The sequence below is a fragment of the Streptomyces sp. NPDC001393 genome (genome assembly GCF_053597455.1).
On the sequence record NZ_JBSFIH010000031.1, the window covers coordinates 74,128 to 99,668 of the forward strand.

The 25,541-nt window shown below is 70.4% G+C and carries 23 protein-coding genes and 3 pseudogenes; 6 read left to right on the top strand and 20 right to left on the bottom strand.

All coding sequences use genetic code 11. The features are described 5' to 3' along the window. From ACWC2T_RS28810 to ACWC2T_RS28890, 17 genes and pseudogenes are all read right to left on the bottom strand, one after another. Positions 1-345, bottom strand: a complete 345-nt coding sequence (locus ACWC2T_RS28810; protein ID WP_450673256.1) for a sodium:proton antiporter — start codon at positions 343-345, stop codon at positions 1-3. Continuing rightward, on the bottom strand, positions 342-1,097 hold the full coding sequence (locus ACWC2T_RS28815) for an MnhB domain-containing protein (RefSeq protein WP_450673257.1): 756 nt from the start codon (positions 1,095-1,097) through the stop codon (positions 342-344). The genes ACWC2T_RS28810 and ACWC2T_RS28815 overlap by 4 nt, the downstream gene beginning before the upstream one ends. After that, positions 1,087-1,392, bottom strand: coding sequence for a Na(+)/H(+) antiporter subunit B (locus tag ACWC2T_RS28820; protein ID WP_450673258.1), 306 nt, complete (start codon positions 1,390-1,392; stop codon positions 1,087-1,089). The genes ACWC2T_RS28815 and ACWC2T_RS28820 overlap by 11 nt, the downstream gene beginning before the upstream one ends. Continuing rightward, the gene (locus ACWC2T_RS28825; protein WP_450673259.1) at positions 1,389-1,697 is read right to left on the bottom strand and encodes a monovalent cation/H(+) antiporter subunit G; all 309 of its coding nucleotides are present in this window, start codon (positions 1,695-1,697) and stop codon (positions 1,389-1,391) included. The genes ACWC2T_RS28820 and ACWC2T_RS28825 overlap by 4 nt, the downstream gene beginning before the upstream one ends. Before the next feature lies 1 nt (position 1,698). Further along, the gene (locus tag ACWC2T_RS28830; protein ID WP_450673260.1) at positions 1,699-1,989 is read right to left on the bottom strand and encodes an MrpF/PhaF family protein; all 291 of its coding nucleotides are present in this window, start codon (positions 1,987-1,989) and stop codon (positions 1,699-1,701) included. Continuing rightward, positions 1,986-2,486 carry a hypothetical protein gene (locus ACWC2T_RS28835; RefSeq protein WP_450673261.1) on the bottom strand — a complete coding sequence of 167 codons (501 nt, stop codon included), beginning with the start codon at positions 2,484-2,486 and terminating at the stop codon, positions 1,986-1,988. The genes ACWC2T_RS28830 and ACWC2T_RS28835 overlap by 4 nt, the downstream gene beginning before the upstream one ends. A gap of 277 nt (positions 2,487-2,763) precedes the next feature. Beyond that, positions 2,764-2,919, bottom strand: a complete 156-nt coding sequence (locus ACWC2T_RS28840) for a DUF6131 family protein (RefSeq protein WP_450673262.1) — start codon at positions 2,917-2,919, stop codon at positions 2,764-2,766. A 33-nt stretch (positions 2,920-2,952) separates the two neighbouring features. Then, positions 2,953-3,204: a hypothetical protein gene (locus tag ACWC2T_RS28845; RefSeq protein WP_450673263.1), complete on the bottom strand. Its 252-nt coding sequence runs from the start codon at positions 3,202-3,204 to the stop codon at positions 2,953-2,955. Positions 3,205-3,460: 256 nt separating this feature from the next. Further along, on the bottom strand, positions 3,461-3,979 hold the full coding sequence (locus ACWC2T_RS28850) for a hypothetical protein (protein WP_450673264.1): 519 nt from the start codon (positions 3,977-3,979) through the stop codon (positions 3,461-3,463). Between the two features lie 571 nt (positions 3,980-4,550). Then, entirely contained in the window at positions 4,551-4,985 is a 435-nt protein-coding gene (locus ACWC2T_RS28855) for a hypothetical protein (protein ID WP_450673265.1), read from the bottom strand. Between the two features lie 65 nt (positions 4,986-5,050). Further along, positions 5,051-6,160 (bottom strand): enolase C-terminal domain-like protein, encoded by a 1,110-nt coding sequence (locus ACWC2T_RS28860; RefSeq protein ID WP_450673266.1) that lies wholly within the window; start codon positions 6,158-6,160, stop codon positions 5,051-5,053. Then, positions 6,157-7,947 (bottom strand): thiamine pyrophosphate-requiring protein, encoded by a 1,791-nt coding sequence (locus ACWC2T_RS28865; protein ID WP_450673267.1) that lies wholly within the window; start codon positions 7,945-7,947, stop codon positions 6,157-6,159. The genes ACWC2T_RS28860 and ACWC2T_RS28865 overlap by 4 nt, the downstream gene beginning before the upstream one ends. 29 nt (positions 7,948-7,976) lie before the next feature. Continuing rightward, positions 7,977-11,030 carry an FAD-binding and (Fe-S)-binding domain-containing protein gene (locus ACWC2T_RS28870; RefSeq protein WP_450673268.1) on the bottom strand — a complete coding sequence of 1,018 codons (3,054 nt, stop codon included), beginning with the start codon at positions 11,028-11,030 and terminating at the stop codon, positions 7,977-7,979. Then, complete coding sequence (locus tag ACWC2T_RS28875; protein ID WP_450673269.1) at positions 11,027-11,350, bottom strand: hypothetical protein; 324 nt, start codon at positions 11,348-11,350, stop codon at positions 11,027-11,029. Before ACWC2T_RS28875 ends, ACWC2T_RS28870 begins: the two co-directional genes overlap by 4 nt. A 21-nt stretch (positions 11,351-11,371) precedes the next feature. Further along, positions 11,372-12,328, bottom strand: coding sequence for an LLM class F420-dependent oxidoreductase (locus ACWC2T_RS28880; RefSeq protein ID WP_450673270.1), 957 nt, complete (start codon positions 12,326-12,328; stop codon positions 11,372-11,374). A gap of 142 nt (positions 12,329-12,470) precedes the next feature. Further along, positions 12,471-12,630 (bottom strand): annotated as a pseudogene (gvpK, locus tag ACWC2T_RS28885) (gas vesicle protein GvpK); the annotation flags it as partial. A gap of 153 nt (positions 12,631-12,783) precedes the next feature. Next, positions 12,784-13,452, bottom strand: a complete 669-nt coding sequence (locus tag ACWC2T_RS28890; protein ID WP_450673271.1) for an HAD family hydrolase — start codon at positions 13,450-13,452, stop codon at positions 12,784-12,786. 189 nt (positions 13,453-13,641) lie between these two features. On the opposite strand from ACWC2T_RS28890, the gene ACWC2T_RS28895 reads away from it, so the two are divergent. Continuing rightward, positions 13,642-14,121 carry an SRPBCC family protein gene (locus tag ACWC2T_RS28895; RefSeq protein ID WP_450673272.1) on the top strand — a complete coding sequence of 160 codons (480 nt, stop codon included), beginning with the start codon at positions 13,642-13,644 and terminating at the stop codon, positions 14,119-14,121. A gap of 735 nt (positions 14,122-14,856) precedes the next feature. Next, positions 14,857-15,333 carry a hypothetical protein gene (locus ACWC2T_RS28900; protein WP_450673273.1) on the top strand — a complete coding sequence of 159 codons (477 nt, stop codon included), beginning with the start codon at positions 14,857-14,859 and terminating at the stop codon, positions 15,331-15,333. Between the two features lie 1,442 nt (positions 15,334-16,775). Here the strand turns inward: ACWC2T_RS28900 and ACWC2T_RS28905 are convergent. Further along, positions 16,776-21,299 (bottom strand): cation-translocating P-type ATPase, encoded by a 4,524-nt coding sequence (locus ACWC2T_RS28905; protein WP_450673274.1) that lies wholly within the window; start codon positions 21,297-21,299, stop codon positions 16,776-16,778. Positions 21,300-21,899: 600 nt separating this feature from the next. Between ACWC2T_RS28905 and ACWC2T_RS28910 the strand changes: the two genes are divergently transcribed. Next, a complete protein-coding gene (locus tag ACWC2T_RS28910) occupies positions 21,900-22,175 on the top strand; it encodes an isoamylase early set domain-containing protein (RefSeq protein WP_450673275.1) in 276 nt (91 codons plus the stop codon). Between the two features lie 188 nt (positions 22,176-22,363). On the opposite strand, the pseudogene ACWC2T_RS28915 reads toward ACWC2T_RS28910, so the two are convergent. After that, positions 22,364-23,097 (bottom strand): annotated as a pseudogene (locus ACWC2T_RS28915) (cation diffusion facilitator family transporter); the annotation flags it as partial. A gap of 376 nt (positions 23,098-23,473) precedes the next feature. Between ACWC2T_RS28915 and ACWC2T_RS28920 the strand changes: the two are divergent. Together ACWC2T_RS28920 and ACWC2T_RS28925 are read left to right on the top strand one after the other, a co-directional pair. Further along, complete coding sequence (locus ACWC2T_RS28920; RefSeq protein ID WP_356038667.1) at positions 23,474-23,722, top strand: DUF6458 family protein; 249 nt, start codon at positions 23,474-23,476, stop codon at positions 23,720-23,722. 461 nt (positions 23,723-24,183) lie between these two features. Beyond that, a complete protein-coding gene (locus ACWC2T_RS28925) occupies positions 24,184-24,441 on the top strand; it encodes a hypothetical protein (RefSeq protein ID WP_450673276.1) in 258 nt (85 codons plus the stop codon). A gap of 232 nt (positions 24,442-24,673) precedes the next feature. On the opposite strand, the gene ACWC2T_RS28930 is transcribed toward ACWC2T_RS28925, so the two are convergent. Then, the gene (locus ACWC2T_RS28930) at positions 24,674-25,192 is read right to left on the bottom strand and encodes a hypothetical protein (RefSeq protein ID WP_450673283.1); all 519 of its coding nucleotides are present in this window, start codon (positions 25,190-25,192) and stop codon (positions 24,674-24,676) included. A gap of 27 nt (positions 25,193-25,219) precedes the next feature. Here ACWC2T_RS28930 and ACWC2T_RS28935 point away from each other — a divergent pair. After that, a pseudogene (locus ACWC2T_RS28935) lies at positions 25,220-25,495 on the top strand (transposase); the annotation flags it as partial. Positions 25,496-25,541: the final 46 nt, after the last annotated feature.

The window sequence follows — 25,541 nt, forward strand, 5'->3', positions numbered from 1 at the left end:
CTAGCCCTTCAGCCCGGTCAGGGCGTCCGGGTCGACCGTGCCGTGACGCTTGCGGATCTGGATGGCGAGCGCGAGCAGCAGCGCCGTCACCGTGGCTCCCACCACGACGTCGGTGAGCGCGAGCGCTTGGACGACCGGGTCGACGGTGCGGGTGCGCAGGGGAGTGTCGGTGAAGTAGGGCGCGATGCCACCGCGCCGGTATCCGACGGTGAGCAGCAGCACGTACGTCGACGACTGCGCCACCGCGAGACAGCCGACGGTGTGGATGATGTCGCGGCTGGTGACCATGCCGTACACGCCAGCGAGGAAGATCCACCCGGCGGCGAGGAAGGGCAGCATCGTCATGTGCCGCCTCCCGAGCCCGAGTTCCGCGCCGGTCTCACCTCGACGGCCTGGTCGAGGAAGGAAGCGAGCAGGACGATGATGCCCGAGCCGACCTCGACGCCGACCGCCGCGTTCAGCAACGGCACCAGGCCGCCGGAGGAGAGCTGCCCGAAGGTGCCGAGCGGCAGCACGTTCTGGAGGTAGGCCCCGCCGGCGATCAGTCCGGCGAACCCCAGAGCCACGAAGGCGCCAGCGCCGAGCGCGTCGGCCAGGTCGAGCACGGCCAGCGGGCGGATGCGTTTCAGCACGCGGTAGTCCGCGGCCACATACGCCATGTGCAGCCCGGTGGCGAGAACGACACCGCCCTGGAAGCCGCCGCCCGGCGACAACTGGCCGTGTGCCACGATGTACACGCCGGTCAGGAGCGTGATCGGCACCATCACCAGGCCCAGCAGCCGCGTGCTGGGCAGGACATGCCCGGCCTGCGGCGGGCCGACGCGCTCGTCGCGGGCACGGCGCAGCAGCACGAGCGTCCCGAGTACCGAGGCGAACAGGATCGACTCCTCTCCGAGGGTGTCCAGGGCGCGCTGGTCGAAGTTGACCGAGGAGACCACGTTGGCGGTGCGCTGCCGCAGCGACGCGGCCACCGCGCGGGTGCCGTAAGGGTGCACCGCCGTCCCGAAGTGCGGCAGACCGGTGCAGGCGAGCGTGTACACCGTGGCGAAGACGGCGGCCGCGGCCCAGAACAGCCGGATGCGCGCGCTACGACTCATCGCCGCCCTCCTGCCCGCGCTCGTCCTCGTCGTGTCGCGAAGCTGTCGGGCGGCGCACCTTGCGGACCGTCAGCAGGATGAGCAGCGGGGTGACCGCCGTACCGACGGCCAACTGGGACAGGGCCACGTCGGGTGCCTGGAGAAACGTGAACAGGACGGTGAGAAACAGACCGAGGACGGCCAGCAGGACGGCCTGCCGTACCGGGTCGCGGGCCAGCGCCGCGGCTGTGGCGCTCGCGGCGACCAGCACCAGCGCGCCGGCGATCAGATACTCCTGGACTACAGCGGCGCTCACTCCGGAGAGTCCCTTCGCAGCAGGTGTTCGTGCTGGGCCGTCGCCCTGCCGATCGCCATCGCCGTGACCGTCCCGCCGACCGCCACGACCACCGCGACGAGGACCAGCTTGACGGCGGCGCGCCCGGGGCCGTTCTCGACGGCCAGGGCGAGCGCGACGAGCGGAGTGCCGACGGTGGAGGCGGGGGTGAGGGCATGCAGTCTCTGGTACGGCCGGGGGAGGGTCACCAGGCCGACGGCGGACAGCACCAGCGCACCGGTACCGGCGATGAGCAGGACGAGTGCACACACATGACGGGCAGCCATGTCACGGCTTCCCATGAGTCTGGGCATCGGGGGCCTCGATCGACCGGCCGCCGAGGAAACGGGAGAAGACCAGCGTTCCGGCGGGTCCCAGGACGGCGAGGACGAGGCCGAGGTCGGCGAAGGAACTACGGCCGAATCCCTGAGCCGTCAGCATCAGAACGGCGGTGACGACGGAGGTCGCCAGGCTGAGCCCCGCGAGCCTCTCGACCGCCGAGTCCCGGCCGGCGGCCCAGACGCACGGCGGCATACCCAGGGTCAGCAGGACCGCGGTCGCGAGCAGCCAGGCGTTCACCGGCGCGTCCCTTCGGTGAGCACATCCTCCAGGCTCGTACGGTCATCGGAGAGAAAGTGCGCGACGGCTGTCTGCGAGGCTCGCCCCGTCCTCCGCGGTTCGCGTACGTGTACGTCGACGACGTATGCGCCGGGGGTGGACGACAGCAGGGCGCAGGCCCACGCGGCACCCGTTCCGGGGGAAAGCGTCATTATCTTCAGGCTCCCTTGCGAGGAATGGCCGCCGAGGGCACGCGCGGTGGCCAGGCACAGTCTGCTCAGGTCGGTGAGAACCGCGCCGGGCCACGCGAGCGCGGCCGCTCCCCATCGCCGGGTGCCGCCCAACCGGGCACCGGACGCCGAGTGGACGGCCCGGGCGGCGACCGCCGCGATCAGCGCTCCGCCCGCGGCGACGACGAGTTCGAGGGGCGAGACGGTGCTGATGAACAGGACGTTGACGACGACCAGCACCACCCACCAGGCCAGTACCTCGCCGAGTGCCGCCCGTGCCTTGCGCATCACCCCTCCTCACCCACAGTCGTCGTGGACCAGCAACGTGTACCGCGCGCCGCCACCGCCATGCCCTGCGCACGCCGGGGAGAGCGACCCCTCGGGCCGAGCATCACCGCGATGGAGCATCGCGTTCGAGGCGGGTACCCACGCCATCGGGTATCACCCGGATGTCGGCTGTGGCAGACGTGGTCCCGTCGGTGGGCGGCGTGGAGGCGCCCACCGACGGGACTGCCCGTGCCGCCATCGGCCTCGGCGAGCGGCGCGCCTCGTGGAACCGGGCGGCCTACCAGTAGCAGCGTCGGCCGCCGACGGCGTGGCCGACGGACCCGAGAAGGAACAGGATGGCGCCGACGACGAGCAGGATGATTCCGATCGTCCACAGGGTGCCGATGTGCAGGACGAATCCGACGATGAGCAGGATGACGCCGAGTGCGATCATGGCGCTCTTCTTTCTCTCCGGCTGGTGAGTTTCTCAGGTCGTGAGCAGGCGGTTGAAGAAAGAGCGGTAGTGCCGCAGGGCCATACGCAGGGCTTCGGTGTCGGCCTGAGCGCCCCGGCTCCACTGTTCTTCGAGCGTCTTCTTGTGCTCGTCGAACGTCGTGGCGAGCGTCTGCGTGAGGTTGGCGACCAGGCTGTCCGCGGCTTGCACCGCGTCACGGGGATCGTCGACGAAGGTGGTCTGGATCAGGCAAGGCAGACAGGCCAATCGGGAGAAGTGGATCACGAGAGGCCGAAGCCTGCCGCATCCGGGGACTGGCCCTCGGGCAGGATGGGTGCCGTGCCCACGCCTTCGGGCACACCCGGCTATCGCTCGAGCAACGTCTCCGCGAGCACGCCCGCACAGCCTGGCCGCAGCTGGAGCGGCTGAACGTTCGCCACCGCGGAGCTTTCGCCTACGTGTAGGCCGAACTGGCCGACGGCGAACGGGTCAGCTGATGCGCCTGCGCTACACCTGTCGGGTGGGCGGAGGAACGGCCGCCTCATCCAACTGCCTGCTCACCCTTGACGACGGTGAAGGCGATGCCGCCCAGCTGCAAGGTGAGGTAGCGGCGCAAGGCCGCTGAGGCGCTGCCTGCCTGGCTGGTCTGCAGTTGGATGCCGGAATGGTCCGTGGCCGGGCCGATCTGGTAGACGGGGAACCCTGCAATCGTCGGGCCGTTGTGCGCCATGAGCCCGCGGACGGCCGCCTGCAGTGTCCGGTCGGAGTAGCGGCAAGGGAGGATGGCGAGCCGGTTGAGGTCAACGGCCGGGTGGGCGCGCTTGGCCGCCTGCGCGAGCAGCCTCCCGCGCGCCATGTCCGTGACACACAGCACCACCCGCCCCTGGGTGTAGCCATCGATCACCGTGCCGAAAATGTCCGAGTACGCGGCGTTGAACTCCTCATCGCCGACGGCCTGTGCAAGTGCCTGTGCCTGCGCGGTGTCGGCGGAAGTGCCGCTGCCCGCAGCGGGTGAGGCCGCGCTCTGGACCTGCACGTCATCCGGGCAGGAGGCGGTCACCCTGCCGCTCGGGCTCCTGCTGCTGGCCGAGGACACGGACGGGGCGCCGGCAGATGGCGTCTGCGGCGCCGCCGAGTTCCCCGGCGAGGACCCGGCGCACGCCGCAGTGACAGCCAACATCCCCGAACAGAGCGTCAGAGCAACGGCGCGCCGCATGGTGTCCTACCTTTCAGATGTGGGTCTGATCTGGTCATTCGTAAGATCGGAGGGCCCAGGGGTTCTGGGTATGGCTGGCATGGTGGAGACCGTTCGATGGCTCAAGGAACTTGGCCGCCCGGAGCCCCGCGACGACTCGACCGCCAATTGGGAGATGCGACTCCGATCGCTGCTGTAGGACAACGTCGGCGAGGTCGTCTGTGGGATCGATGTACGACGAGCTGGCGGAGGGGAACGTGCCCGAGATCTGGGCCGGAGTTCCTTCTTCCGCCCTAGTCCCTACCAAGCGCGGCCGACCAACCCCGAAACGCCGCGACACGATGGCGCGCAGTGTAGCGAGTTTGGAATGGCTCACGGCCGCCCGTGCTCAGTGGCGGCCTGTCCAACACCAAGACCTGCCGGGCGAAACTGAAGATCAACCCCCGAAGGACTTACGGAGCCCACCACTTAGCGTGTCGATCCCGTGGGCGGCCCTGTAGCGCTCGAGGGCGCGGCTGTGTTCCACGGAAAGGTCCTTGAGCTGCTGGTCGTAGCCTTCGGTGGGATAGCCGCGTTCCTGCATGACGGAGGTCACCAGTCGGTCCGCGTCGTGCACGGCGTCCTCCGGGCGGTCCACGAACTCGTGCTGCACGTGGTCCCAGTCCCGTGTGTAGCGCTCGCGGAGACGGTCGGGCAGGGGCTTGATGTCGAGTCTGTCGTGTCGCTTCTCGCGCGCGCTGAGCTCGCGCTCGACGGCGAGCCTGCTGTCGGCGGCGTCGACCGTCCGTTCGTACTCGGGGCCGTAGCGCTCCCGCAGGGCCCAGTGCCGCATGAAGAGAGCCAGGCCCACGGCGATCAGCACGACGACCACCGCGACGGGAATGACGATCGCCAGAAGTGTGCCGCACCTTTTCGTGGAAAGGCGTACGCGTCCCTTCAACCGGTTCGGTAGGGAGCCGCTCGCTCGCCTGCGATGCTCAGGCCCAGGCCGGGTGCCTGTGCCTGGCCGACACCGAGGGAGCCGCCCTCAGCGTCCAAGGTGCCGTCGAAGAGCAGCCGCTCGATCCTGACGTGGTCGTGGAACCATTCCAGATGGCGCAGATTGGGCACCGCGGCCGCAGCGTGCACGTGGGCGTGCGGGGCGCAGTGGCCCGAGATCTCCAGGCCGTGGCTCTGGGCCAGAGCGGCGACGCGTAGCCATACCGTGATGCCACCGCACCGCGTGACGTCGGCCTGGAGGCAGTCGACGGCGCGGGCGGCGAGCATGTGCCGGAAGTACGACAGCGTGTAGCCGTACTCTCCGGCCGTGACGTCGGGGGTGACCTGGGTGCGGATGGCGGCCAGGGCATCGGGATGGTCGGAGGAGACAGGTTCCTCGAACCACACGACTCCTTCTTCGGCGAGGCCCGCGGCCACACGGACCGCCTGCTTCATGCCGTAGCCGCCATTGGCGTCCACGTACAGCCCGGTCTTCGGCCCCACGGCGGCGCGCGCCTGGGTGACGCGGCGCAGGTCCCGGTCCTCGCATCGGCCCCACGACTCCCCGATCTTGATCTTGACGCGCGGTATGCCCTCCGTCTCCACCCAGCCGCGCAACTGCCGCTCCAGACGGCTGTCGTCGTAGGTGGTGAAGCCGCCGCTGCCGTAGACGGGCACTTCGTCGCGGGCCGCTCCGAGTAGCTGGACCAGAGGAAGGCCGAGCACACGTGCCTTGGCGTCCCACAGAGCGATGTCGACGGCGGAGAGGGCCTGGGCCGCGACACCGGGCAGACCCGCGTTGCGTACGGCGCGGGCCATGGCCTCGTTCGCCCGGGGCACGTCGAGAACGGAGACGCCGGTGACGACGTCCGCGAGCAGGCCGTCGATGACACGGGCCGCGGCGGGCGGGGCGTACGTGTAGCCGAGGCCGGTGACCGTCCCGCAGTGGACGGTGGCCAGGACCAGGGTGGTGCTGTCCCAGGCGAGGGTGCCGTCCGCCTCGGGCGTGTCGGTGGGGACGGTGTAGATCTCGCTGGCCAGGCGTTCGACCGGCCGGGCGTCCGTCACCTGTGGCCTCCGGGCAGGAACTCCTGAACCTTGGCCCTGAAGCCCTGCCGGATCATGGCGGCCCGGTCGCTGTCGCCCTTGAGGACGGATGCCGCGGCTGCTTCGATCTGGTCGAGCGTGGCATGCGGCGGGATCGGGGGTACGGCGGGGTCGGTCACGAAGTCGAGCACGCAGGGGCGGTCGGCCGCCAGGGCGGCCTCCCAGGCACCCGTCACACCGTCGGGCTTTTCGATCCGCATGCCGGCCAGGCCGAGCGAGCGGGCGAAGTCGGCGTACCCGACGTCGGGGATCGACTGCGAGGGCAGGAACTGCGGGGCGCCCTCCATCGCGCGCATCTCCCAGGTCACCTGGTTGAGGTCCCGGTTGTTGAAGACGGCGACGATCAGTCGCGGATCGGCCCAGTCCCGCCAGTACTTGGCGACCGTGATCAGCTCGGCCATGCCGTTCATCTGCATCGCCCCGTCACCGACCAGGGCGATCGCCGGCCGGTCGCCGTGCGCGAACTTCGCGCCGATGGCGTACGGCACGCCGGGCCCCATGGTGGCCAGCGTCCCCGACAGGGAACCGCGCATCGCGCCGCGCAGCTTCAGGTGCCGGGCGTACCAGTTGGCCGCCGAGCCCGAGTCGGACGACAGGATGACGTCGTCCGGGAGCAGTCCGCTGAGCGCGTGGGTGACGTACTCCGGGTTGACCGGGTCGGCCTCGACGGCGGCCCGCCGCTCCATCACCTCCCACCAGCGCGCCACGTTGTCCTCGATCGTCTTCTGCCACGCCCGGTCCTCGGTCTGCTCCAGCAGCGGCAGCAGCCTGCGCAGCGTGCGTGCGGCGTCGCCGACGAGGTTGACCTCGAACGGGTAGCGCAGCCCGACCATGTGCGGGTCGATGTCGATCTGCACGGCCCGTGCCTGGCCGAACTCCGGCAGGAACTGCGTGTAGGGGAAGGACGAACCGATCACGAGCAGCGTGTCGCAGTCGCGCATCATCTCGTACGACGGCCGGGTGCCCAGCAGGCCGATGGCGCCGGTGACGTAGGGCAGGTCGTCGTCCAGGGTGTCCTTGCCCAGCAGGGCCTTGGCGACCCCGGCGCCGAGCCGCTCGGCGACCTCCGTGACCTCCGTTCGCGCGCCGCGCGCGCCCTGGCCGATCAAAACGGCCGTCTTCCCGCCCGAGTTGAGTACATCGGCGGCACGTCGCAGGTCCTCGTCGTCGGGCACCGCCGTGGAGTGCGGCATGCCGAGGCTGGAGGGGACCATCTTGAAGGCGTGCTCGGGCGGCGAGTAGTCCAGTTCCTGGACGTCGGCGGGGACGATCAGGGCCGTCACCGAGCGGCGTGCCATCGCGGTGCGCAGTGCCCGGTCGAGGACGTTCGGGAGCTGTTGGGGGACGGTGACCATCTCACAGAAGTCCGAGGCGACGTCCTTGTACAGGCTGATGAGGTCGACTTCTTGCTGGTACGAGCCGCCCATGGCGCTGCGATTGGTCTGACCGACGATCGCGACCACGGGCACATGGTCGAGCTTGGCGTCGTAGAGGCCGTTGAGGAGGTGGATGGCGCCGGGTCCCGAGGTCGCGGCGCAGACGCCGACCCGGCCGGAGAACTTGGCGTATCCCACGGCCTCGAAGGCGGACATCTCCTCATGACGTGACTGGACGAACCGGGGTTCGTTCTCCGCTCGCCCCCAGGCCGCGAGGAGGCCGTTGATGCCGTCCCCGGGGTAGGCGAAGACGTGCTCCACGTCCCACTCGCGCAGGCGCTGGAGGATGTAGTCAGAGACCTTGGTCGACATGGTGCGCGGTCCTTTCCGGTGGAGGGCGGTTACCGGCGGCGCAGCGTTCGTACGGCGAGCGGACCGGCCGCCGCGAGGAGCGCGGCGGTGCTGGCCGTCGTCGCCCAACGGGCTTTGGCGGACGGCGGCTCGGGGCGGACGGCGAGGCGTTCGGGTTGCTCGGCGGGCAGATTGCCGCCGAGGCCGAGAGCTAGTGCCTCGGCCAGGTGCAGGGCCCGGCGGCCGGTGCCTCCCTGCTCGATCTGGGTGCGGCAGCTGAAGCCGTCGGCGAGCACGAGGGCGCTGGGAGCCGCCGCGCGGACGGCCGGCAGGACCCCCAGCTCGCCTATCGCCAGGGACACGTCGTGATGGCCGCGTTCGAAGCCGAAGTTGCCGGCAAGGCCGCAGCAGCCCTCGTCCAGGACATCGGCGTCCAGGCCGGCGCGGCGCATCAGCTCACGATCGGCGTCGAACTTCATGATCGCGTGCTGGTGGCAGTGGGTCTGCACGGTCGCCTGCCTGGGCAGCCGGGGCGGACTCCATGTGGCGGGCGCGTGCTCGACCAGTTGCTCGGCGAAGGTGCGCGTCTGCTTCGCCAGCCGCTGTACGTCCTCGTCGCCGGGGAGCAGTTCGGGGGCGTCGGAGCGGAACACGGCCGTGCAGGACGGCTCCAGGCCGATGACGGGGGTTCCCGCGTCGAGATAGGGACGCAGTGTCCGCGTGGTGCGGCGCAACACCCGCTGGGCCGTGGCGAGTTGGCCGGTGGAGATCCACGTCAGCCCGCAGCACAGGGGTGTGTCGGGTACGGCGACGCGGAATCCGGCGTCTTCGAGAAGCCGTGCCGCGGAGACCGCCACCGACGGATGGAAGTGGTTGCTGAAGGTGTCCGGCCACAGGAGTACCGTCGCCGGATCGGCCGGGCCGGGCCGCTGCCTGCCGTTCTCCTGCCACCAGCGCACGAATGACTGCTCGGCGAAGAGCGGAGCCGTCCTGTCCGGTTCGACGCCGGCGAGCCACCGTCCGGCCCGGCCGAGGCCCGGGGCGTCCAGCGAAGCGTTCGCCAACCAGGGGATGTGAGAGGCAAGTTGGGCCCACAGCGGCAGCCAGCCCAGCGAGTAGTGGGCGGCGGGGCGGAGCCGACCGGCGTAGTGGTGGGAGAGGAACTCCGCCTTGTACGTGGCCATGTCCACACCGGTCGGGCAGTCGGACTTGCATCCCTTGCAGGCCAGGCACAGGTCCAGGGCGTCGCGCACCTCGGTCGAGCGCCACCCGTCGGTGACCGCGGAGTCCGGGTGCCCGTCGAGCATCTCGAACAGCAGCCGAGCGCGGCCCCGGGTGGAGTGCTCCTCCTCCCGGGTGGCCCGGTAGGAGGGACACATCACGCCGCCACGCCGGCTGCGGCAGTTGCCGATGCCCACGCAGCGCAGAATCGCCCGGGTGAAGGAGTGGTCGTCGTCGGGGTAGCCGAAGCGGGTCTCCGGGTCGGCGGGACGCCAGTCGGCGCCGAGACGCAGCCTGCTGTCGACGGGATTCGGGTCGACAACCTTGCCCGGATTCATCCGGTCGTCCGGGTCGAACAGGGACTTCATCTCGCCGAAGGCGGCCACCAGCCGTCGGCCGAACATCCGGGTCAGCAGCTCACCACGGGCCTGACCGTCGCCGTGCTCACCCGACAGCGAGCCGCCGTAGGAAGCGACGAGATCGGCGGCCCGCTCCACGAACCGGCGGAAGTCCGCAACGCCCTGCGCGGTCCGCAGCCCGAACGGGATGCGGGTGTGCACACAACCTTGCCCGAAGTGGCCGTACAGGGAAGGGTCGTCGTAGTCGAACTCGTCGAACAGGCGCTTCAGGTCCCGCAGATAGTCACCCAGCCGTTCCGGCGGAACGGCCGAGTCCTCCCAGCCCTCCCAGGTCTCCCGGTCGTCCGGCGGGCGTGCCGTCACCCCGAGGCCGGCCTCCCGGGCCCTGAGCATCTCCTGCTCGCGCGAGGGCTGGTCGGAGAAGCCGACCGAGGGGTCGTGCTCAGCGCGGCCGATCGCTTTCAGCAGGGCGTGGGCCTGCTCGTCCACGTCCTCCTGGCTGTCCCCGGAGAACTGCGTGAGCAGCCAGCTGTCACCCTGGGGGAGGGCGGCGAGCGAGTCGAGATAGGCGTGCTCCTCGCGCATCAGCTGGGCCATGCGGCCGTCCAGAGCCTCCAGTTGGGTGGGGGCGCAGTGCTCCAGCAGATGAGGCACGTCATCCGCGGCCCGGCAGATGTCGTCGTAGCCGAGCACGAGCAGCGACTGGCAGGGGGGCACCGGGACGAGGTCGAGTTCGGCGTGCAGGACGGTCACCAGGGTGCCTTCGCTGCCGACCAGGGCCCGTGCGACGTCGAAGCCGTTCTCCGGGAGCAACGAGTCGAGGTTGTAGCCGGAGACCCGGCGCGGGATCTTCGGGTAGCCGCGCCGGATGTCGGCCAGGTGGGTAGCGACGATCCGGTCCAGGCCGTCGTAGATCTCCGCCCGCCGCCCGCCCTCCGCGGCGATCCACGCGCGCTCGGCCCGGCCGGTGGGTCCCACCCACATGCGCAGCCCGTCGTAGGTCATGACCTCCAGCCGGCGTACGTTGTCGACCGTCTTGCCGTAGGCCTGCGCGGAGGCGCCGCACGAGTTGTTGCCGATCATGCCGCCCAGGGCGCAGTGGCTGTGCGTCGAGGGCTTCGGGCCGAACTGCAGCCGGTGATCGGTGAGCCGGCGATTGAGTTCGTCGAGGACGATGCCCGGCTCGACGACACAGGTGCGGGCTTCGGGGTCGACGGCGACGAGGTGGTCGCAGTACTTGGTCCAGTCGATCACGACGGCCGTGTTGGTGCTCTGCCCGGCCAGGCTGGTGCCTCCGCCGCGCGACAGCACGGGCGCGTCGAACCGGGCGCAGATCTCCACCGTGTGGGCTGCCGCCTCGACTGACCGGGGGACGACCACGCCGAGGGGTACCTGCCGGTAGTTGGAGCCGTCGGTGGCGTAGGCCCCCAGGCTCCCCGCATCGAACCGGACCTCGGCGTCGGCCTCGGCGCGCAGGGCCGCGGCCAGGGCGTCGAGGCTGGTTCCACGGATGCGTTGAGTCATGATCGTATTCCCCCTGGGGGCCGTGGACTGTCCGGTACGAGCCGTGTGCTTGCCGTGGCGATCCGGGCGCCCATGCCGGCTTGCGGCCGAGCCGGCGCCCCCTCCCGCAGCTCCCCGTGGTGGGAGCGGCACGACCCGAAGCCGTCGTTCGCGTAGATCACCAGAACGTCCGCCTTCCGGGCCCGGCCGGGAGACTCGGCCAGGACGGGCAGGGCGCGGTCGGCGGCCGGCACCGGCAGCTCGGCGTGCTCGTGGTCGTACGTGTTGATCGTGTCGATCACGACGAGTGTGTTGCCGTCGGTCTCCGCGGGCCCGGCCACGGTGTCCACCACCTCGCGCGGTCAGTCCCGAAGCCGGGGCAGGACCTTGGTGCGGTAGAAGTCGAAGAAGCCCTGCTGGTCCTTGCCGATCTGGTTGACGTACACGCCGTCGAAGCCTGCCTCGGCGAACGCGGACAGCGCCTCGACATGGGCGTCCGGATCGTCGCCGCATGGCACGGCCAGTGCAACCCGCCCCTCGGTGACCAGCTCGGAGGCCTGCTCGAAGTGGCGCGGGGTCGGCAGGACCTGCGGAAGTTCGCCGGGCAGCTGCTCGTTGGCCCACAGGCGATGCGCGGTGCGGACCGCCTCCCGCTCGTCCGTGCCCCAGCACACCTTCAGCCCGCCGTACACCGGCTTGCTCCCGCCGCCGCCGCGCCGGAACCGCTCTACCAGCGCCTCATCGGGCGCCATGGTGATCAGCCCGTCACCGATGCGGGCCGCGACCTCGGCGGCCTGTGGGCCGAAGGCCGACACATCGATCGGCACCGGTTCGTCCGGGACTGTGTACAGGCGGGCGTTCTCCACGGTGTAGTGCCGTCCGTGGTGGCTGGTCTGCTCCCCGGTCATCAGCCGGCGGATGATCTGGAGGGCTTCCTCCAGCATCTCCAGCCGTACCGGTGTCTCCGGCCAGACCGTGCCGAGGATGTGCTCGTTGAGCGCCTCGCCGGTACCCACGCCCAGCCGGAAGCGCCCGTCCAGCTGCACCGCGCTGGTCGCGGCGGCCTGGGCGATCACCGCGGGGTGGGTGCGCAGCAGCGGACAGGTGACCGCGGTTTCCACGGGCAGCGACACCGCCTGTGACAGAGCGCCGATCACCGACCACACGAACGGGCTCTGGCCCTGCCGGTCGTTCCACGGGTGATAGTGGTCCGATATCCACAGCGACTCGAAGCCGGCCTGCTCGGCCATGCGCGCCTGCTCGACAAGGTCCGCCGGACCGTGCTCCTCGCACGACAGGAAGTATCCGAAGCCGGGCATCGCGCCTCCCAGAGGGAACGTGTCGGTGATCCTGGACGCGCCGGGTACCCGCCGGATCGGCAGGTCTAACTGGGTGCGTCCGTGGTGCCGTCCTGAATGGGCGATACGGGCACATATCTTTCGGCCCCGGCAGCCCGGACGGTCACTCCCGGGGAAGGGGGCAGAGCGGCCCCGGATCGAGGTTGAGGTCTTCGGAGCGCAGTCCGTAGTGCGCGCAGTTCGATCACGCGGTCGTCGAGCAGCATCAGGGTGGGTCCGATGCGCTCCTCCCGCTCCTCGCTCAGGTCGCCCGGGTTGAATCTCGCGGCGGATGGCGGTCCCGCGCCATTGCTTGCATGCGGTTGGTGCACCGCTCAACCGCATGCATCAATCGAACCTGGACATTCCGGGCTGCGGGGGCGGCGCCGATCCCATCAGATCCGATGGGCTATGGGGCCGCAGTTCGGCAGCCGCCGTCATGCCAGCGGGCTCCGTGGTAGCGAGGCGAGCAGGTGGGCCGGGTCCGCGAAGACGGCTTCGGCGCCGGCCTCCTCCAGCTCGTTACGCGGAATGCCGCCACAGAGAAGCCCCACGCACCGCACGCCCGCACGGCTGCCCGCCCGCATGTCCCACACGGTGTCGCCGACGAACACAGCACGCTCCGCCGGGATCCCGGCCAGCTCCAAGGCCCTCTCCACGGGCTCGGGGGCCGGTTTGCCTTCGGTGACGTCATCGGCACTCGCCGTCGCCGTGATCGCGTCGTCCGCGTCGATCGCACGCCGCAGCGCAGACAGCTCGCCGCCACTCGCCGATGTGGCGAGGACGACCGTCCAGCCGTCTGCGGCCAGCCGCCGCAGCAGACATCCCGCGCCCGGCAGCGCGGCGAGGAGTTCGAAATGCTGGGCATAGAGCGTCTTGTGGGCCGCGCTGAGGTCGGCCCCTTCCTCCTCGGGCCGGTCCGAACCGAGAAGATGGGCGACAAGGTCCTCTGAACCGAGCCCGACCGCCCGATGGATCGCGTGCGTCGGCACTCGGTGGCCTGCCTGACGGAACGCCTCCCACCAGGTCACGACGTGCAGATGATTGGTGTCGACGAGAGTTCCGTCCACATCGAACACGGCTGCGCGGCCGTTGTCGTTGCCCATATGGCTCTTGATTGTGGACATGGCGAGACTCCTCTGGATGTCATGACCGGCCACCTCAGCCTGGCTCGAGTGGCTGCCGGGTTCCCGCCAAAGGCGGTATGGCACGCACGGCCCCTGCCATGGGCTGTCTTCGCCGCACTCTTCCTGGGTACCCGGTGCTCCCCACCACGAGCGGACAAGGAGGAACCCATGAGTTCGGTCAAGGAAACGGTCGACGTGGCGGCCCCGCTCCGCATCGCGTACAACCAGTGGACTCAGTTCGAGGAATTCCCCCTCTTCATGGAAGGCGTCGACGAGGTCAGGCAACTCGACGACCGCCACAACCACTGGACCACCAGTATTGGCGGGGTACGGCGCGAGTTCGACACGGAGATCGTCGATCAGCTTCCGGACGACCGCATCACCTGGCGATCCGTCGCGGGAGACACCCGGCAGCGCGGATCGGTCCGGTTCGAGCGCATCGACGAGACGCACACACGTGTGGAACTCACGATGGATGTCGAGCCGACAGGCATCGCCGAGAAAGGCGCGGACGCGCTGGGCATGATCGACCGGAGGGTCAAAGGCGACCTGAGCCGCTTCAAGGACTACCTCGAAAGCCGCGGCCGCGAGAGCGGCGGCTGGCGCGGCCGCATCCGCCCCGCAGACCCCGGCTCTCCTCTCCGATGAGGTGAGACCGCGCCACCGTGCGACGTGCGATGTGCAAGGGCTGCGCTGGGCGGCACAGACCCAACCGAACGGACGAAAGGCGGAACGCACGAGGGGACACGGCGGAACGGGCTCGACGAGGTGATAGCCGACCACCGCGAGTTCGAGGAGATGTTCGGCCGCCTCCAGGACATTCCCACGGGCGACAGGCAACTGCGTGACCTCGCGGACGAGCTCACCACGGAGCTGGGGGTGCTGCATCCGGTCGCCGAGGAGCAGTACCTGCACGCGGCGGTGCGCGAACACACCGAGGGCGGCGCCCGGCGTCGCGGACAAGGAGATCGCCGACCACGGCCGCGTCGAGAAGATCCTCGGGCCAAGGCCATGGCCTCCACTCGCCCACATCCCTCCGCGCCGAGCACTCCGACAGCCAGCAAGCTCCTCTCGCCGGGCGCCAGCTGGTGGACCGGACCCGCGACTTCGCCACCGGTCGCGGCAAGTCCTGGCCCGGGGTTTCGGCGACGTGCCAGGGGCCGGGCTGCCCGGGAGGGATGCCCGGCCCCTCGCGCCCGACACGAACAGGGCACAGCGTGACCTCGGTCATGCCCCAGGGGCCTGGATGCCGCCTGGACTGGTTGGCCACGAACGAGGCAGCGCCGCCCCCGCGCACCAGCTCGCGCACCCGACCAACCGGAGGGGGCGAGCACGCTCCCAGGAAACCGGTCGCCGTGCCCACCGATCTGACACCCGTGATATATGCCTGCGCCCGATGGCTCCTTGCCGCCTACCCGCCGCCCGCAGGCGCGCTCAGGCGCGCCCTGGCCGAGGCCCAGGCATGCCGCCGAGCTTGCCGCCCATCTGCGGTACGCCACCGGCCTTGACGTGCACCTGCTCCAACTGTGCGGCCCGGGCGGAGCCGACCAGCTGGACGCGCGCACGGGACACGGTCTGCACGAGGACGTCAGCGCGTGGCGGACCTGGGTGGAGACCGTCGTCAGTTGGGCCGCCTGCCTGCTGTCCGACCGCTCTCTTGCCTTTCAGGCACAGCAGGTACTGGCCGCAACCGTGCACCGGACCGATACCGGCGATCTGCGACGGCTCGTCGACCCGGGCACCCACGACAGCGAAGCCACCGTGTTGTTGCGCCACCCCGACCTGGTCGGACCCGTCGCCGCCCTGCACCGGTCCCAGCTGCTGGAGCTGCTTCACGTCGAGGCCGCCGGGACGGCGTGACGCCTTCCCCGAAGGCACGATGGTCTGCCGGTCAAGGGGACCGGGTGTCGGTCGCCGGAGGGTCGGACTTCTCGTCGTTCTCCCCCTCGTCGCCCTCGGCCTTGGCCCGCACGTCCCGTGGGGTCGGAGTCACGAGCAGGAGGTTCAGCCGGTCGAGTCCGCGAAAGTGATTCTGGGGACGTCGAGAACGACTCGGCGGTGTTCCGGGACGGCGGCCTGCAGCGCGCTGGCAGGGACTCAAGGTGTTCGCGTCGTAGGCACCGAGCGCTGCGACCACCCAGGTGTCGACAACCGCGTAATATCGCCGTCGTTCACACCAGGGGCCGGTGGGTGAACCGCACCATGGACGTCGGCTCCGGCCCGTGGCCGTCGGACGGGGACGGGGACGGGTCTTGGCCTTGGCTGTCGACCGGACTGATGCCGGGAAGTAGGTCCGAGGTTCCGCGAGGCCCGATACCGGCCGGTCGGACGTGCGTGCGTCACCACCGTCGTCCCGGTCGGACCTTTGCAGCGTAGCGGGCCGACGTGCTGGGCGGTGCCCAGTTACCGTGGCTGCCGGCCCGTCCGGATGGCGAGGGTGTGGCAACTGAAGCGCCGGCAAGCCGGTCGGGGCTTTGCCGTCCACGCACCCGGTAGGGGCACGCGGGCTGCTGCTGTGCAGGATCGTTCGACCTGATCAGCACCGGGCCCTGGCGGGTATACCCGGCTTACCCGCCCGCCGTCCAGGCTTGCGGCCCACCGCCGCGCCACTCGATCAGGTCCGAGTCGTCGACCGTCGTGTCGGTCTCCGGGAGGCCCTCTCGGCGCAGAATTCCACCACATCGAGCAGGTGGTACGCGGTGCCGACGACCTTGCCATGGATCGTGACCTGCCGGCCACCATCGGGGCTCGGCGGCTGGACAGTCACAGGCGCGCCTTCCATACTCACCGGGTCCCCCGCTGCCGAGGCACTCATGCCGGTCCGCGCCCGTCGGACTCCGTCCGTCACCGCAGGGTGAGAAGCGTGAGCGGCCCTCGCACGAGACCGGGATCGGCACGGATGCCGTGGGCGGTCGGGCCGCGCGACATTCCCACCTGAGCGCCTGGGGTCGCGCCGCCGGACACCACGAAAGCTTGATCCGCCTCCTCGCCCCAGGCACGGCTCCGCCTGGCGTTTGGATGCCAGGCGGACGGGCGAGGAACGCGTCGAACTGGCCCCGCCTGCCCCTTCAAGCCGCACGCATCCTCACCGAACGAAACAGCAGCCCGTCCCGGGTCCGGACGGCGCCGGGCTCGAAGAACCGTCACCCGGGGCGCGGTCACACAGCCCGAGCGGCCAGGAGCTTGACAACGCGGAACTCGCCGCACACGCAAGCTCGGTGAGACGCCCTCGGATCGCAGGCGGTATGGGAAGCCGCAGCGGATTCGGGAGCTGCTGATGGCCGTACCGGGGGCTGAGTCGGCTATGGCCGGACAGCGACTTGGAGTCGTCGGAGGAGTTCGTCGATTTCCGGTACCAGCCGGGGGCCCAGGATCGCGACGCCCATCGCGGTGGCCACTCCGGCCCAAGCCACCGGACCGAGCGGTGTGCAGCCGAAGAACTGGCTGAGCAGTGGCGTCTCGACGAGGCCGACCAACACCGCTGCCGAACCGAGGGCTGTCATGAGCACGAGTGGGCTGTGCCGCCGACCGGACACGGTCTGGGTGAGCTGGGCTCCGACCACCCCGCACAGTGCCATCGTGCTGGTCCGTCGCGCGGAGCCGGGAGTGATCGTGCCGATCAGCCAGGCCGTGCTCGCACCCAGCGTGGTGACGATGCCTCGTTCGCGGATCTGACGAGTCAGCGGATCGCCGAGCGCCGCGACGCCGACCGGGACGCTGTCCGCCAGCGCCGATTCACCGTCCGGGCTGTCCTCGGTCGTCTCGTTGCGTGGTGTGACCGAGACCGCCATCGCCGGGAACATGTCGGTGAGCAGGTTGACCAGCAGGATCTGCCGCGTGGACAGCGGTGAGGCGCCGGAGAGCAGGGTCCCGAGCACCGAGAAAGTGATCTCACCCGCGTTGCCGCCGATCAGCACGCTGATCGCATCCGCAACGCTGCGCCACAGTGCTCGGCCCTCGGCGACGGCGGCGACGAGCATGGACAGGTCATCGCTGGTGATCACCAGGTCCGCCGCGTTGCGGGCCGCGGCCGAGCCGCGGACCGCGATGCTGATGCCGATGTCGGAGGCGCGGATGGCGGCGGCGTCGTTGGCACCGTCGCCGACCATGGCGACCACTCGCCCGGCCGCCTGGAGCGCCTCGATCACCTGCAGCTTCTGATCCGGTGCGACGCGGGCCACCACGTCGCAGTCGCCCAGCAGGCGCGCCCGTCCGGCGCGGTCCTGTTCGGCGAGTTGGCCGCCCGTGATCACCGATACGTCGTCGGGCCAGCCGAGTTGGACGGCGACCGCACGAGCCGTCTGCGGGTGGTCGCCGGTGAGCATGACGGGCCGTACACCGGCGTCGCGGAGATCGGAAACCAGCGGCGCGGAGCTGGGACGAGGGGTGTCGGCCAGGGCGACGTAGCCGAGCAGGTCCAGGTCTGCGAGAGGGCGATCGAGCGCCTCGGTGGGTTCTTCGGTGTCCGTCAGCGGGCGGCTGGCGACCGCCAGCACCCGCAGGCCGTCCGCGGCCAGGGCCTTCGCGAGGTCGTCGGTGCTGTCTGCGCAGCCGGGCAGTACGACCTCGGGGGCGCCCTTCACCAGCAGTACGCGGGAATCGTCCGCGCTGGCGCCTACTGCGGCGGCGTAGCCCCGGCTGGCCTCGAACGGCTGGATCGCGAGGGGCTTGCGCCGAGAGCTGATCGGGGCGGCGGCGAGGATGGCCTCGTCCGTGGAGTGCGCGTGGATTCCCGCCTCATGGTCGGGGGTGCGGCAGGTCAGTGCGGCCGACTGCAACAGGGGTGCCGCCTCGGTGGCGGCCGGGTGCTGGTCGCCGTCCGCCGTGGCGACGCGCACCACGCGCAGGCGGTTCTGGGTGAGGGTGCCGGTCTTGTCGAAGCAGATGGTGTCCATGCGACCGAGGGCCTCAAGGGCGCGTGGGGTGCGGACCAGTACACCGATCCGGCTGAGTCGACGGGTTGCCGCCAGTTGTGCGACGGTCGCCACGAGCGGCAGCCCCTCGGGGACGGCGGCCACCGCGACGGCCAGCCCACCGCGGACCGCCTCGCGTACCGGTCGGCCGCGAAGCAGCGACAGGCCGGTCACGGCTGTGCCACCCAGCAGCGTGAACGGCAGCATCTTGCCGGTCAGTTCGTGCAGCCGGGCCTGGACGCCGGGCGCCGGCCGGGCGCGTGAGGCGAGGTGGGCCGCACGCCCGGCCTCGGTCTGGTCGTCGGTGCCCACCACGACGGCACGGCCGTGACCGGCGGCCACGGTGGTGCCCGCGAAGACCATGCAGTGACGGTCGGCCACCGGAGCCTGCGGTGTGGCGTCCACCTGTTTGCCGGTCGGCAACGACTCGCCGGTCAGCGAGGACTCGTCCACCTCCAGGTCCTCGGCCTCGGTCAGTCGTCCGTCGGCCGGTACGACGTCTCCGGTGTAGAGCTCGATCTGCTCGCCCGGCGCCAAACGCCGCGCGTCCACGAACCGGGTCTCCCCGCTCTCCACGTCGACGATGCGACGGGCCTTTTGACGCTGCCCCAGCTTGAGCCCGGCCAGCGCGTACTCGGCGCGCAGCCTTTGGAGCCCTCCCACCAGGGCGTTGACACCGAGCGCGCCGGCCACCATCAGCCCGTCCACCATCGCCCCCAGGAGAGCCGACGCGGTCGCCCCGACGAGCAGCAGGGGAGTGAGCGGGTCGTGCAGTTCGGCACGGACGGCGCCGACCAGACGGAACGTCAGGCGAGCGGGGGCGAGAACGGGAAGACGGGCGGCCCTGCCGGCGGACTCCCGGAGATCCGCGAACGTGCCCGGCTCCGCCGCCCCGGCGCCGGCCCGCAGCCGTGCCAGCACCTCCTGGGGCTGGAGCGCGTGCCAGGGGACTCGGGCCGGTGGGCGCGGTGCACGGTGGGCACTCACCTGGAGCGCTGCGCGCCAGCCCGATACGAGGGAAGCGGCAGCGGCGGCGTTCACCGGACCGATCCGCAGGCCCAGCGGGAGGGTGACGCGTTTCGAGCGGGCCCCCCGGGTCACCACCAGCAGACCAGCCAGCGCGGCGCCCGCCTCGGCGAAGAGCTTGGAGTGCTCGCTGACGGTCCGCGCGGCAGGGATGGCTGCCAGCAGGCGCCACGCGCCTTCCAGCCCGTGCAGCAGCAGGATGTCCGCGCCCCACACCACCGCGCCGCGGGCGTCGGTGAGGGAGACGGCGATGTCACTGCGCAGCAGACCCGCCAGCACGTCACGGCTCACGGGGTCCAGTTCGTCCTCCGTATCGGCCCCGACGCAGGGAACATGGGCCACGGTGAGCACGACGCGGCCCTCGTCCTGAAGGTGCTTCACCACGTCGGCCAACGGCACGTCCAGACCGACGAGTTGGTCCACGAGCGCGTCGAAGTCGCCGAGCGATCCGTCGTCCCGCACCACCACGTGGAGACCGGCCCGGCGGGCCGCGTCCAACGCGGCCTCGGCCAGTGGGTCGATCTCCCAGCCGACCAGCACGGTACCGATGTCACGGCCCCGCTCCGAAGCGATCATCAAGCCGGTGTCCGACTCTCCCTGGTCGGACACCGGGCGCAGTGAGAGCCCGTGCTCCTCGCCGGACCGCAGGGCGGCCGCCGCGGCCTGCCACAGATGGTCGTGGTCCCATCCGGGCACGTTGGGGTGGACGTCCAGGACCGTGCGCCGGGTACTTCGCAGCGCCTCGGGATGGAGGACCACCGTGTCGACGAGCTCCAGCTGCCTCAGCCGGTCCAGGTTACGGACGAGTACGCCCTCGCAGGCCAGATCGGTGCACAGGGTTGCGGCGAAAGCGGCTGGTCCGTAGCGCGCGGCTCTGGGATTCCCGGCCAGAAGCGCCTCGGCCCCCTCGTGGACATCGCGGGTGAAGAGGAGGGCTCCGGCCGCGCTGCGCAGGGCTCCGGTGACAGCCTGGTCCCGGTACTCCTCGCCCGGGTACCGGCGAAGCGGCGGACGGGCGACCTCGCGGCCGGCCAGACTCAGCCGTTCCGGCGCGCAGACGGTGTCGTGCGCGGCGTCGAATGCCGCGGCCCGGGCCACGGCCTCGGCCAGCTGGCCCGCCCGCAGTGCGGCGTCCAGGGCGAGGGGGGTCGGCGACTGCCCGATCCCGTTGGCGGCCGCGTTGACGGCGGCCAGCACCAGATCCGTGGCCGAACGGCCCAGACGGCGCCGCAGTACGCTCCGTATCCGTGGGTCCTCACGCAGCAGGGTGACCCCGGCGGTCAGCAGGTGCGGTCCCTGTTTCAGGCGGACCGTCCGCGCGACGACGGCGGTGCCGATCCCGACCGTGTCGCAGAACAGTGCGAGCGCACCGGAACGCACCCCTCCTGTGTGGCCCGGATGCGCCGGCTCCAGCACATCCTCCTCCGGCCGCTCCAGCTTCTGCCCGCCCGCCAGTTCTGTCGCCCTGTCCACCACACGATCGGTGACGGCGTCCTGCGTCGTCTGGATCACCAGCCGCGCCAGCCCGCCGTCCCAGTAGGCGGCCAGCACGTCCGGATGCTTCGCCAGGCCGGATGCCACGCGCCTGGCAGCTGTCTCCATACTACGTACGGTGGCGCCCGGACGAGGACGCAAGGGGAGCTGGACCCGGGGTCCGGCACGCCAGTATCCCTGGCCGGGAGCCATGGCGTTCAGCCCGACCCGGCCGACCCGCACGGCGCTCTCCGCCACCGCCACCGCACTCCGTTCGGTGGCGCGTCCCCCAGCTTCTGCTGCCGCGGCCGCCAGTCGGACAGCAGCACGCGCGCTCGGGAGGAATTGGCCGGCAACCCGCGCCGAGAGACTCAGCCCCGCAGCAGGAAGCCGGCTCACCGCACCAAGGACCATCTCTCACCTCGCGGACCCGATGGACTCAGCGGTCGGCCGACCGGTGAGTCTTCTTGGGAGGGTGCGTACCGGCTGCGCGGCCACCGGGCTGCGACCCGCCACTTCCCTCGGCACGCCCGGGGCGCGACTGCGTCAGCCAGACCATCGCGGCGCCCGCGGCCGCTATCGGCCACTCGACCACACCAACGGCACCCATCAGTCCGACACCCGCGTACGCTGCCATGCGCCGTGATCGAGGGGAGACGACGCCCACCGTGTCAAGGACGGTGTCGAACGCGTCTCTGACCGGGGTCGCGCCCGGGAGATGGCTCACTGTCGCCGTGACTGTTTCGACGGGATGGAGCAGCTTCTCCGTCGCCGCGGACGATGACGCTCGCGCATTCTCGGTCGTGTTCGTTTCATCTCCTAGGTGGGCCGACCGGTGGGATCGGGCCGGTGGCGGATGTCTGGTGCCGAGTACCTGGTATGCGGCGCCTTACACGGCCCGGCCGGACGGGTGACAGCGTGGCCGAGTTGGTCCAGCGCCACGTGGCAGCCGGTGCCCCGCACGCGATGATCGGCAAAGACGCCTCACCGAACCCTCAAGGAGTGATCAGCCCGATGTTGGAGCGCACCCGGCACAAGCAGCACACCAAGGTCACCTTCATCCTGCCCGCAGGCCATCCGGCCAGAGAGGCCAGCGTGGTCGGTGACTTCAACGACTGGCAGCCTGGCGCCCACCCGCTGACGCCGCGTCCCGACGGCAGCCGCGCGGTCACCGTCACCCTGCCGGTCGACCAGCAGTTGGGCTTCCGCTACCTCGCACACGGCGACTACTGGTTCGACGAGGACGACGCCGACGGCCACGACGGCCGTAACAGCCTTCTGTACACCTGACCTTTCCCTCGGCCCAGGCGTGGGGCAGTCGTGGAGCTGTGGTCCGGCCCCCAGCCGGTCGGCCGGGGTAAACCGGATGAGTGGGTTGACGGTGGAGCCGGACGGTTCCCGGATGTCATGGGCGGGGCCGGGGTGGCCGCCGCGGCCGCGGGGGAAGGATGCCTGCCCGTCGAAGGGAAGCTGCGAGCCTAGGAGGGCGGGTCTTCCTCGGGGCCGGGTGCCTCGGTGATGTCCAGGTACACATGGATGGCCTGCGGCCACTCCGTGGTGATCCGTCGTTTGAGTCGCACACAGACCAGTTCGACCTCCTCGCTGTCCAGCCCCGGCACCAGATCGACGCGGGCGGCGACGAGCGCCGAGTCCATCCCCAGTCGCATGGTCAGCAGCGCCGCGACCTTGTCTATCTCGTTCTGGGACCCGAGGAAGTCACCGATCCGGTCGCGCAGTTCCGTGTCGACCGCCTCGCCGATCAGCCGGCCGCGTGCCTCCCGGGCCAGCCGATAGGCCACGTACAGCAGGAGCAGTCCGATCGCCATGGACGCGCCGGCCTCCCAGGCGACCTGCCCGGTCGCCATGTGCAGCGCGATGCCGAGTGCCGCGACGATCGCGTCGGTCACTGCTGTGGTGTCCTCCGCGATCACCGTGCGCAGCGCCGGGTCGGCCGCGCCGTCCCGCTGCCGGCGCGCCTGGTGCAGGGCGCGGAGAGCAGGGAGGCCCCGTCGGCCAGGAGCGCGATGCCGAGCACGGCGAGCCCCGCCGTATAGCCTGCCGGCGACTCCTGGCGGTCCGACCGCAAGGCCTGAGCGCCCTGGTACACCGAGAAACAGCTGCCCATGACGAAGATCCCCACCGCGGCCAGCAGCGCCCAGAAGTAGCCCGGCCTGGACGTCGTCGGCCGAGGGGCGGGCCGACCACGACGACGATCCGGACATCGCCGGGAGACCGCTGTCTCCACCAGCGGTCGTGGCCGTTTCGCGGAGGGCGACGGCGAACCGCCGTGCCGGACCGACGAGTTGGAGTCCGCTTGGGCGCATGCGCTCGGCCAGCGCACTGGGCACTTCCCCATTGACGCTGCTCGCCGACCGGCGTGGCGCGAGGACGGCTGCGAGGAACTGAGGGTGAGCCTCTTCCGTTCGGTGATCCGTCGCACCGACCTGGCTGCCTACTGTGTGCCCCCGGGAGTACGTGTTCGGCGGGGCGCTTTCACCGGCGAGTCATCCGACAGGCCTAGTCGCCACCGGGACGGGTATCCGGACGGGACCGGAGATTCCGGAAAACCGAAGGGAAGGCGAAGTCTCATGGGGCTCGGCGGATGCATCATTCTCATCGCCGTGGGAGCCGTCCTGACATTCGCGACCGACTGGCACATGAAAGGCGTCAACATCCCTGTTGTCGGGCTGATCCTGATGGTCGTGGGCCTGATCGGCGTGACGACGTTCAGTAGCATCGCACGTCGCCGCCGGATCGTCGTCCCGCCGACGCCGGTGGTGGAGGAGAAGCCTGACCACCACCGCCTTGACGGGTACAGCGACGGTTACGGCGCTTGAGTGCCCCTCGCTCTTGCGAGGCACCGTGCCCCTGAGGCTCAAAGACCGCTCATGCGGACGCGTTGCCCGAAGCAGCCGTGGCGGGAGAACGGGGCAGCCCGGACTGAGCACTGACAGGCTGGCCCGGCATCCTGGGCGACCCTGGAGAACCCCGGAGCGGGAGGTGCCGACGCACGTCGCCGAGCACTACGCATCACTCACGGTTGACGAACTGATCGCGTCCGTTCTCGGGCACTACGATCGGCTGTGGCCCCGTATCGAAGAGCTGATCACTGCCCATGCAGCCGAAGGCAGTGGCAAGAAGGGTCTGGTCCTGGAGGGGTCGGCACTCTGGCCCATCCGCGCCGCGAGGCTACGGGTCCCGCGCACGGCTGCCGTGTGCCACGGAAGACGCCCTGGTTCGGGTCCGCGTTCATGCAGCGGGCCGCTATGAAGCAGCTACAGACGAGGAACAGCGCCTGATGGACAAGTTCCTGGCCTGCACCGAGCGCAACCAGACACTCATGATCGATGCCATGGACAGGTTGGGCATGGATTGCATCGACCAGGTGGCGGACTGTCGGCTGCAGAACTGGCTGAGACCGTGCTCGCGGAAGCCAACGCGCAGATCATGGTGGGACGCTCATCCGCCGGTCGGTGACCACTATGGACTCGGACGCTTCGTCCCCCCGGCGCTATGGAGGCTGGCTGCGATCTACCGCCTTTTGGCTCATGCGTGAGCACTCCGTTTGCCGCCCGCCGGTCGTCGAGGAGCGCCATCCCTTGGGCATCGCGTCCTTCGGCGACACGGCGATCGCACGGGATGCGTAGTGGGCGCTCGGTGATATCAGCGCGGCCGAGACGAATCGGTAGAGCCCGTGAAGCAGCATCAGAGGGGCTGCGCTGAGCGATGTTGTGTGGCGGCTGCCCAGCAGCCGCCACACGACCGACGCGCGTTCGCTCCGCGTGGTCTCACGTTTCCCGGTGGTGTGCTGAGGCTTCCGCAACCTGCTTCAGCGCCGATGCCGTGACGGGGTCACCTACCTTGGCAGGTTGCTCGTGCGGGTGGCTCTCATGGTGGATGCGGGAGGGCGCCAGCTTGTCGCCCAGACCGTGGTGCTGCGGCGAGATGTCGGTGGACGCCGCGGAGGCGAGGGCGCGGTGGGCCGTGGCAGGCCGGCTGTCTTGTGTGTCGCTCTCAGCGTTTCCGGCTCTGTTGGCCTGAGCCATCTCGTCCTGCACGCCTCGTCGGGGGCTCGGCTGGGTCAGCCACGCCACGGCGGCGCCGGTGAGAGCCACGGGCCATTCCACCACCCCGACGACGCCGAGCACCCCGGCTCCGGTGTAGACCGCCATCCGCCGACCACGTGGAGAGATGGCGCTTATCCAGTCCAGCGCGCCGTCGGCGATCCTGCCCACCTGTTCGGCTCCGGGCAGGCGGCGCAGCCCTGAGGTTCCCCCGACATGCGGGGCGAGGTGACAGCAGGTCAGATAGGGCTCATGAGAGGAGCTCTGACGATGCCTGCCCCGAGGAAGTACCCGCTGGAGTTGCGTGAGCGTGCGGTGCGGATGTATCGCGCTTCCGAGCCGAAGCCTGTGATCCGCCGCATGGCCGAGGAACTCGGCGTGCATCACGAGGCCCTGCGTAACTGGATTCGCCAGGCCGAGGCCGATGCCGGCGAGCGAGGCGACATGCTCACCACCGCCGAGCGTGAGGAGCTTGCCGCCCTTCGCAAGGAGAATGCCCAGCTCAAGCGGGCGAATGAAGTCCTGCGGACGGCCTCCGCTTTTTTCGCGGCCCAGCTCGACCCGACCCGGCCCAGGTGACGGCGCTCATTGA

What these genes read in the sequence shown, in the direction of transcription:
- ACWC2T_RS28810 (WP_450673256.1), bottom strand. Translation starts at nt 345, where the DNA reads ATGACGATGCTGCCCTTCCTCGCCGCCGGGTGGATCTTCCTCGCTGGC.
- ACWC2T_RS28815 (WP_450673257.1), bottom strand. Translation starts at nt 1,097, where the DNA reads ATGAGTCGTAGCGCGCGCATCCGGCTGTTCTGGGCCGCGGCCGCCGTC.
- ACWC2T_RS28825 (WP_450673259.1), bottom strand. Translation starts at nt 1,697, where the DNA reads ATGGCTGCCCGTCATGTGTGTGCACTCGTCCTGCTCATCGCCGGTACC.
- ACWC2T_RS28835 (WP_450673261.1), bottom strand. Translation starts at nt 2,486, where the DNA reads ATGCGCAAGGCACGGGCGGCACTCGGCGAGGTACTGGCCTGGTGGGTG.
- ACWC2T_RS28840 (WP_450673262.1), bottom strand. Translation starts at nt 2,919, where the DNA reads ATGATCGCACTCGGCGTCATCCTGCTCATCGTCGGATTCGTCCTGCAC.
- ACWC2T_RS28865 (WP_450673267.1), bottom strand. Translation starts at nt 7,947, where the DNA reads ATGTCGACCAAGGTCTCTGACTACATCCTCCAGCGCCTGCGCGAGTGG.
- ACWC2T_RS28870 (WP_450673268.1), bottom strand. Translation starts at nt 11,030, where the DNA reads ATGACTCAACGCATCCGTGGAACCAGCCTCGACGCCCTGGCCGCGGCC.
- ACWC2T_RS28880 (WP_450673270.1), bottom strand. Translation starts at nt 12,328, where the DNA reads ATGCCCGGCTTCGGATACTTCCTGTCGTGCGAGGAGCACGGTCCGGCG.
- ACWC2T_RS28890 (WP_450673271.1), bottom strand. Translation starts at nt 13,452, where the DNA reads ATGGGCAACGACAACGGCCGCGCAGCCGTGTTCGATGTGGACGGAACT.
- ACWC2T_RS28895 (WP_450673272.1), top strand. Translation starts at nt 13,642, where the DNA reads ATGAGTTCGGTCAAGGAAACGGTCGACGTGGCGGCCCCGCTCCGCATC.
- ACWC2T_RS28900 (WP_450673273.1), top strand. Translation starts at nt 14,857, where the DNA reads ATGCCTGCGCCCGATGGCTCCTTGCCGCCTACCCGCCGCCCGCAGGCG.
- ACWC2T_RS28905 (WP_450673274.1), bottom strand. Translation starts at nt 21,299, where the DNA reads ATGGTCCTTGGTGCGGTGAGCCGGCTTCCTGCTGCGGGGCTGAGTCTC.
- ACWC2T_RS28910 (WP_450673275.1), top strand. Translation starts at nt 21,900, where the DNA reads ATGTTGGAGCGCACCCGGCACAAGCAGCACACCAAGGTCACCTTCATC.
- ACWC2T_RS28920 (WP_356038667.1), top strand. Translation starts at nt 23,474, where the DNA reads ATGGGGCTCGGCGGATGCATCATTCTCATCGCCGTGGGAGCCGTCCTG.
- ACWC2T_RS28925 (WP_450673276.1), top strand. Translation starts at nt 24,184, where the DNA reads ATGGACAAGTTCCTGGCCTGCACCGAGCGCAACCAGACACTCATGATC.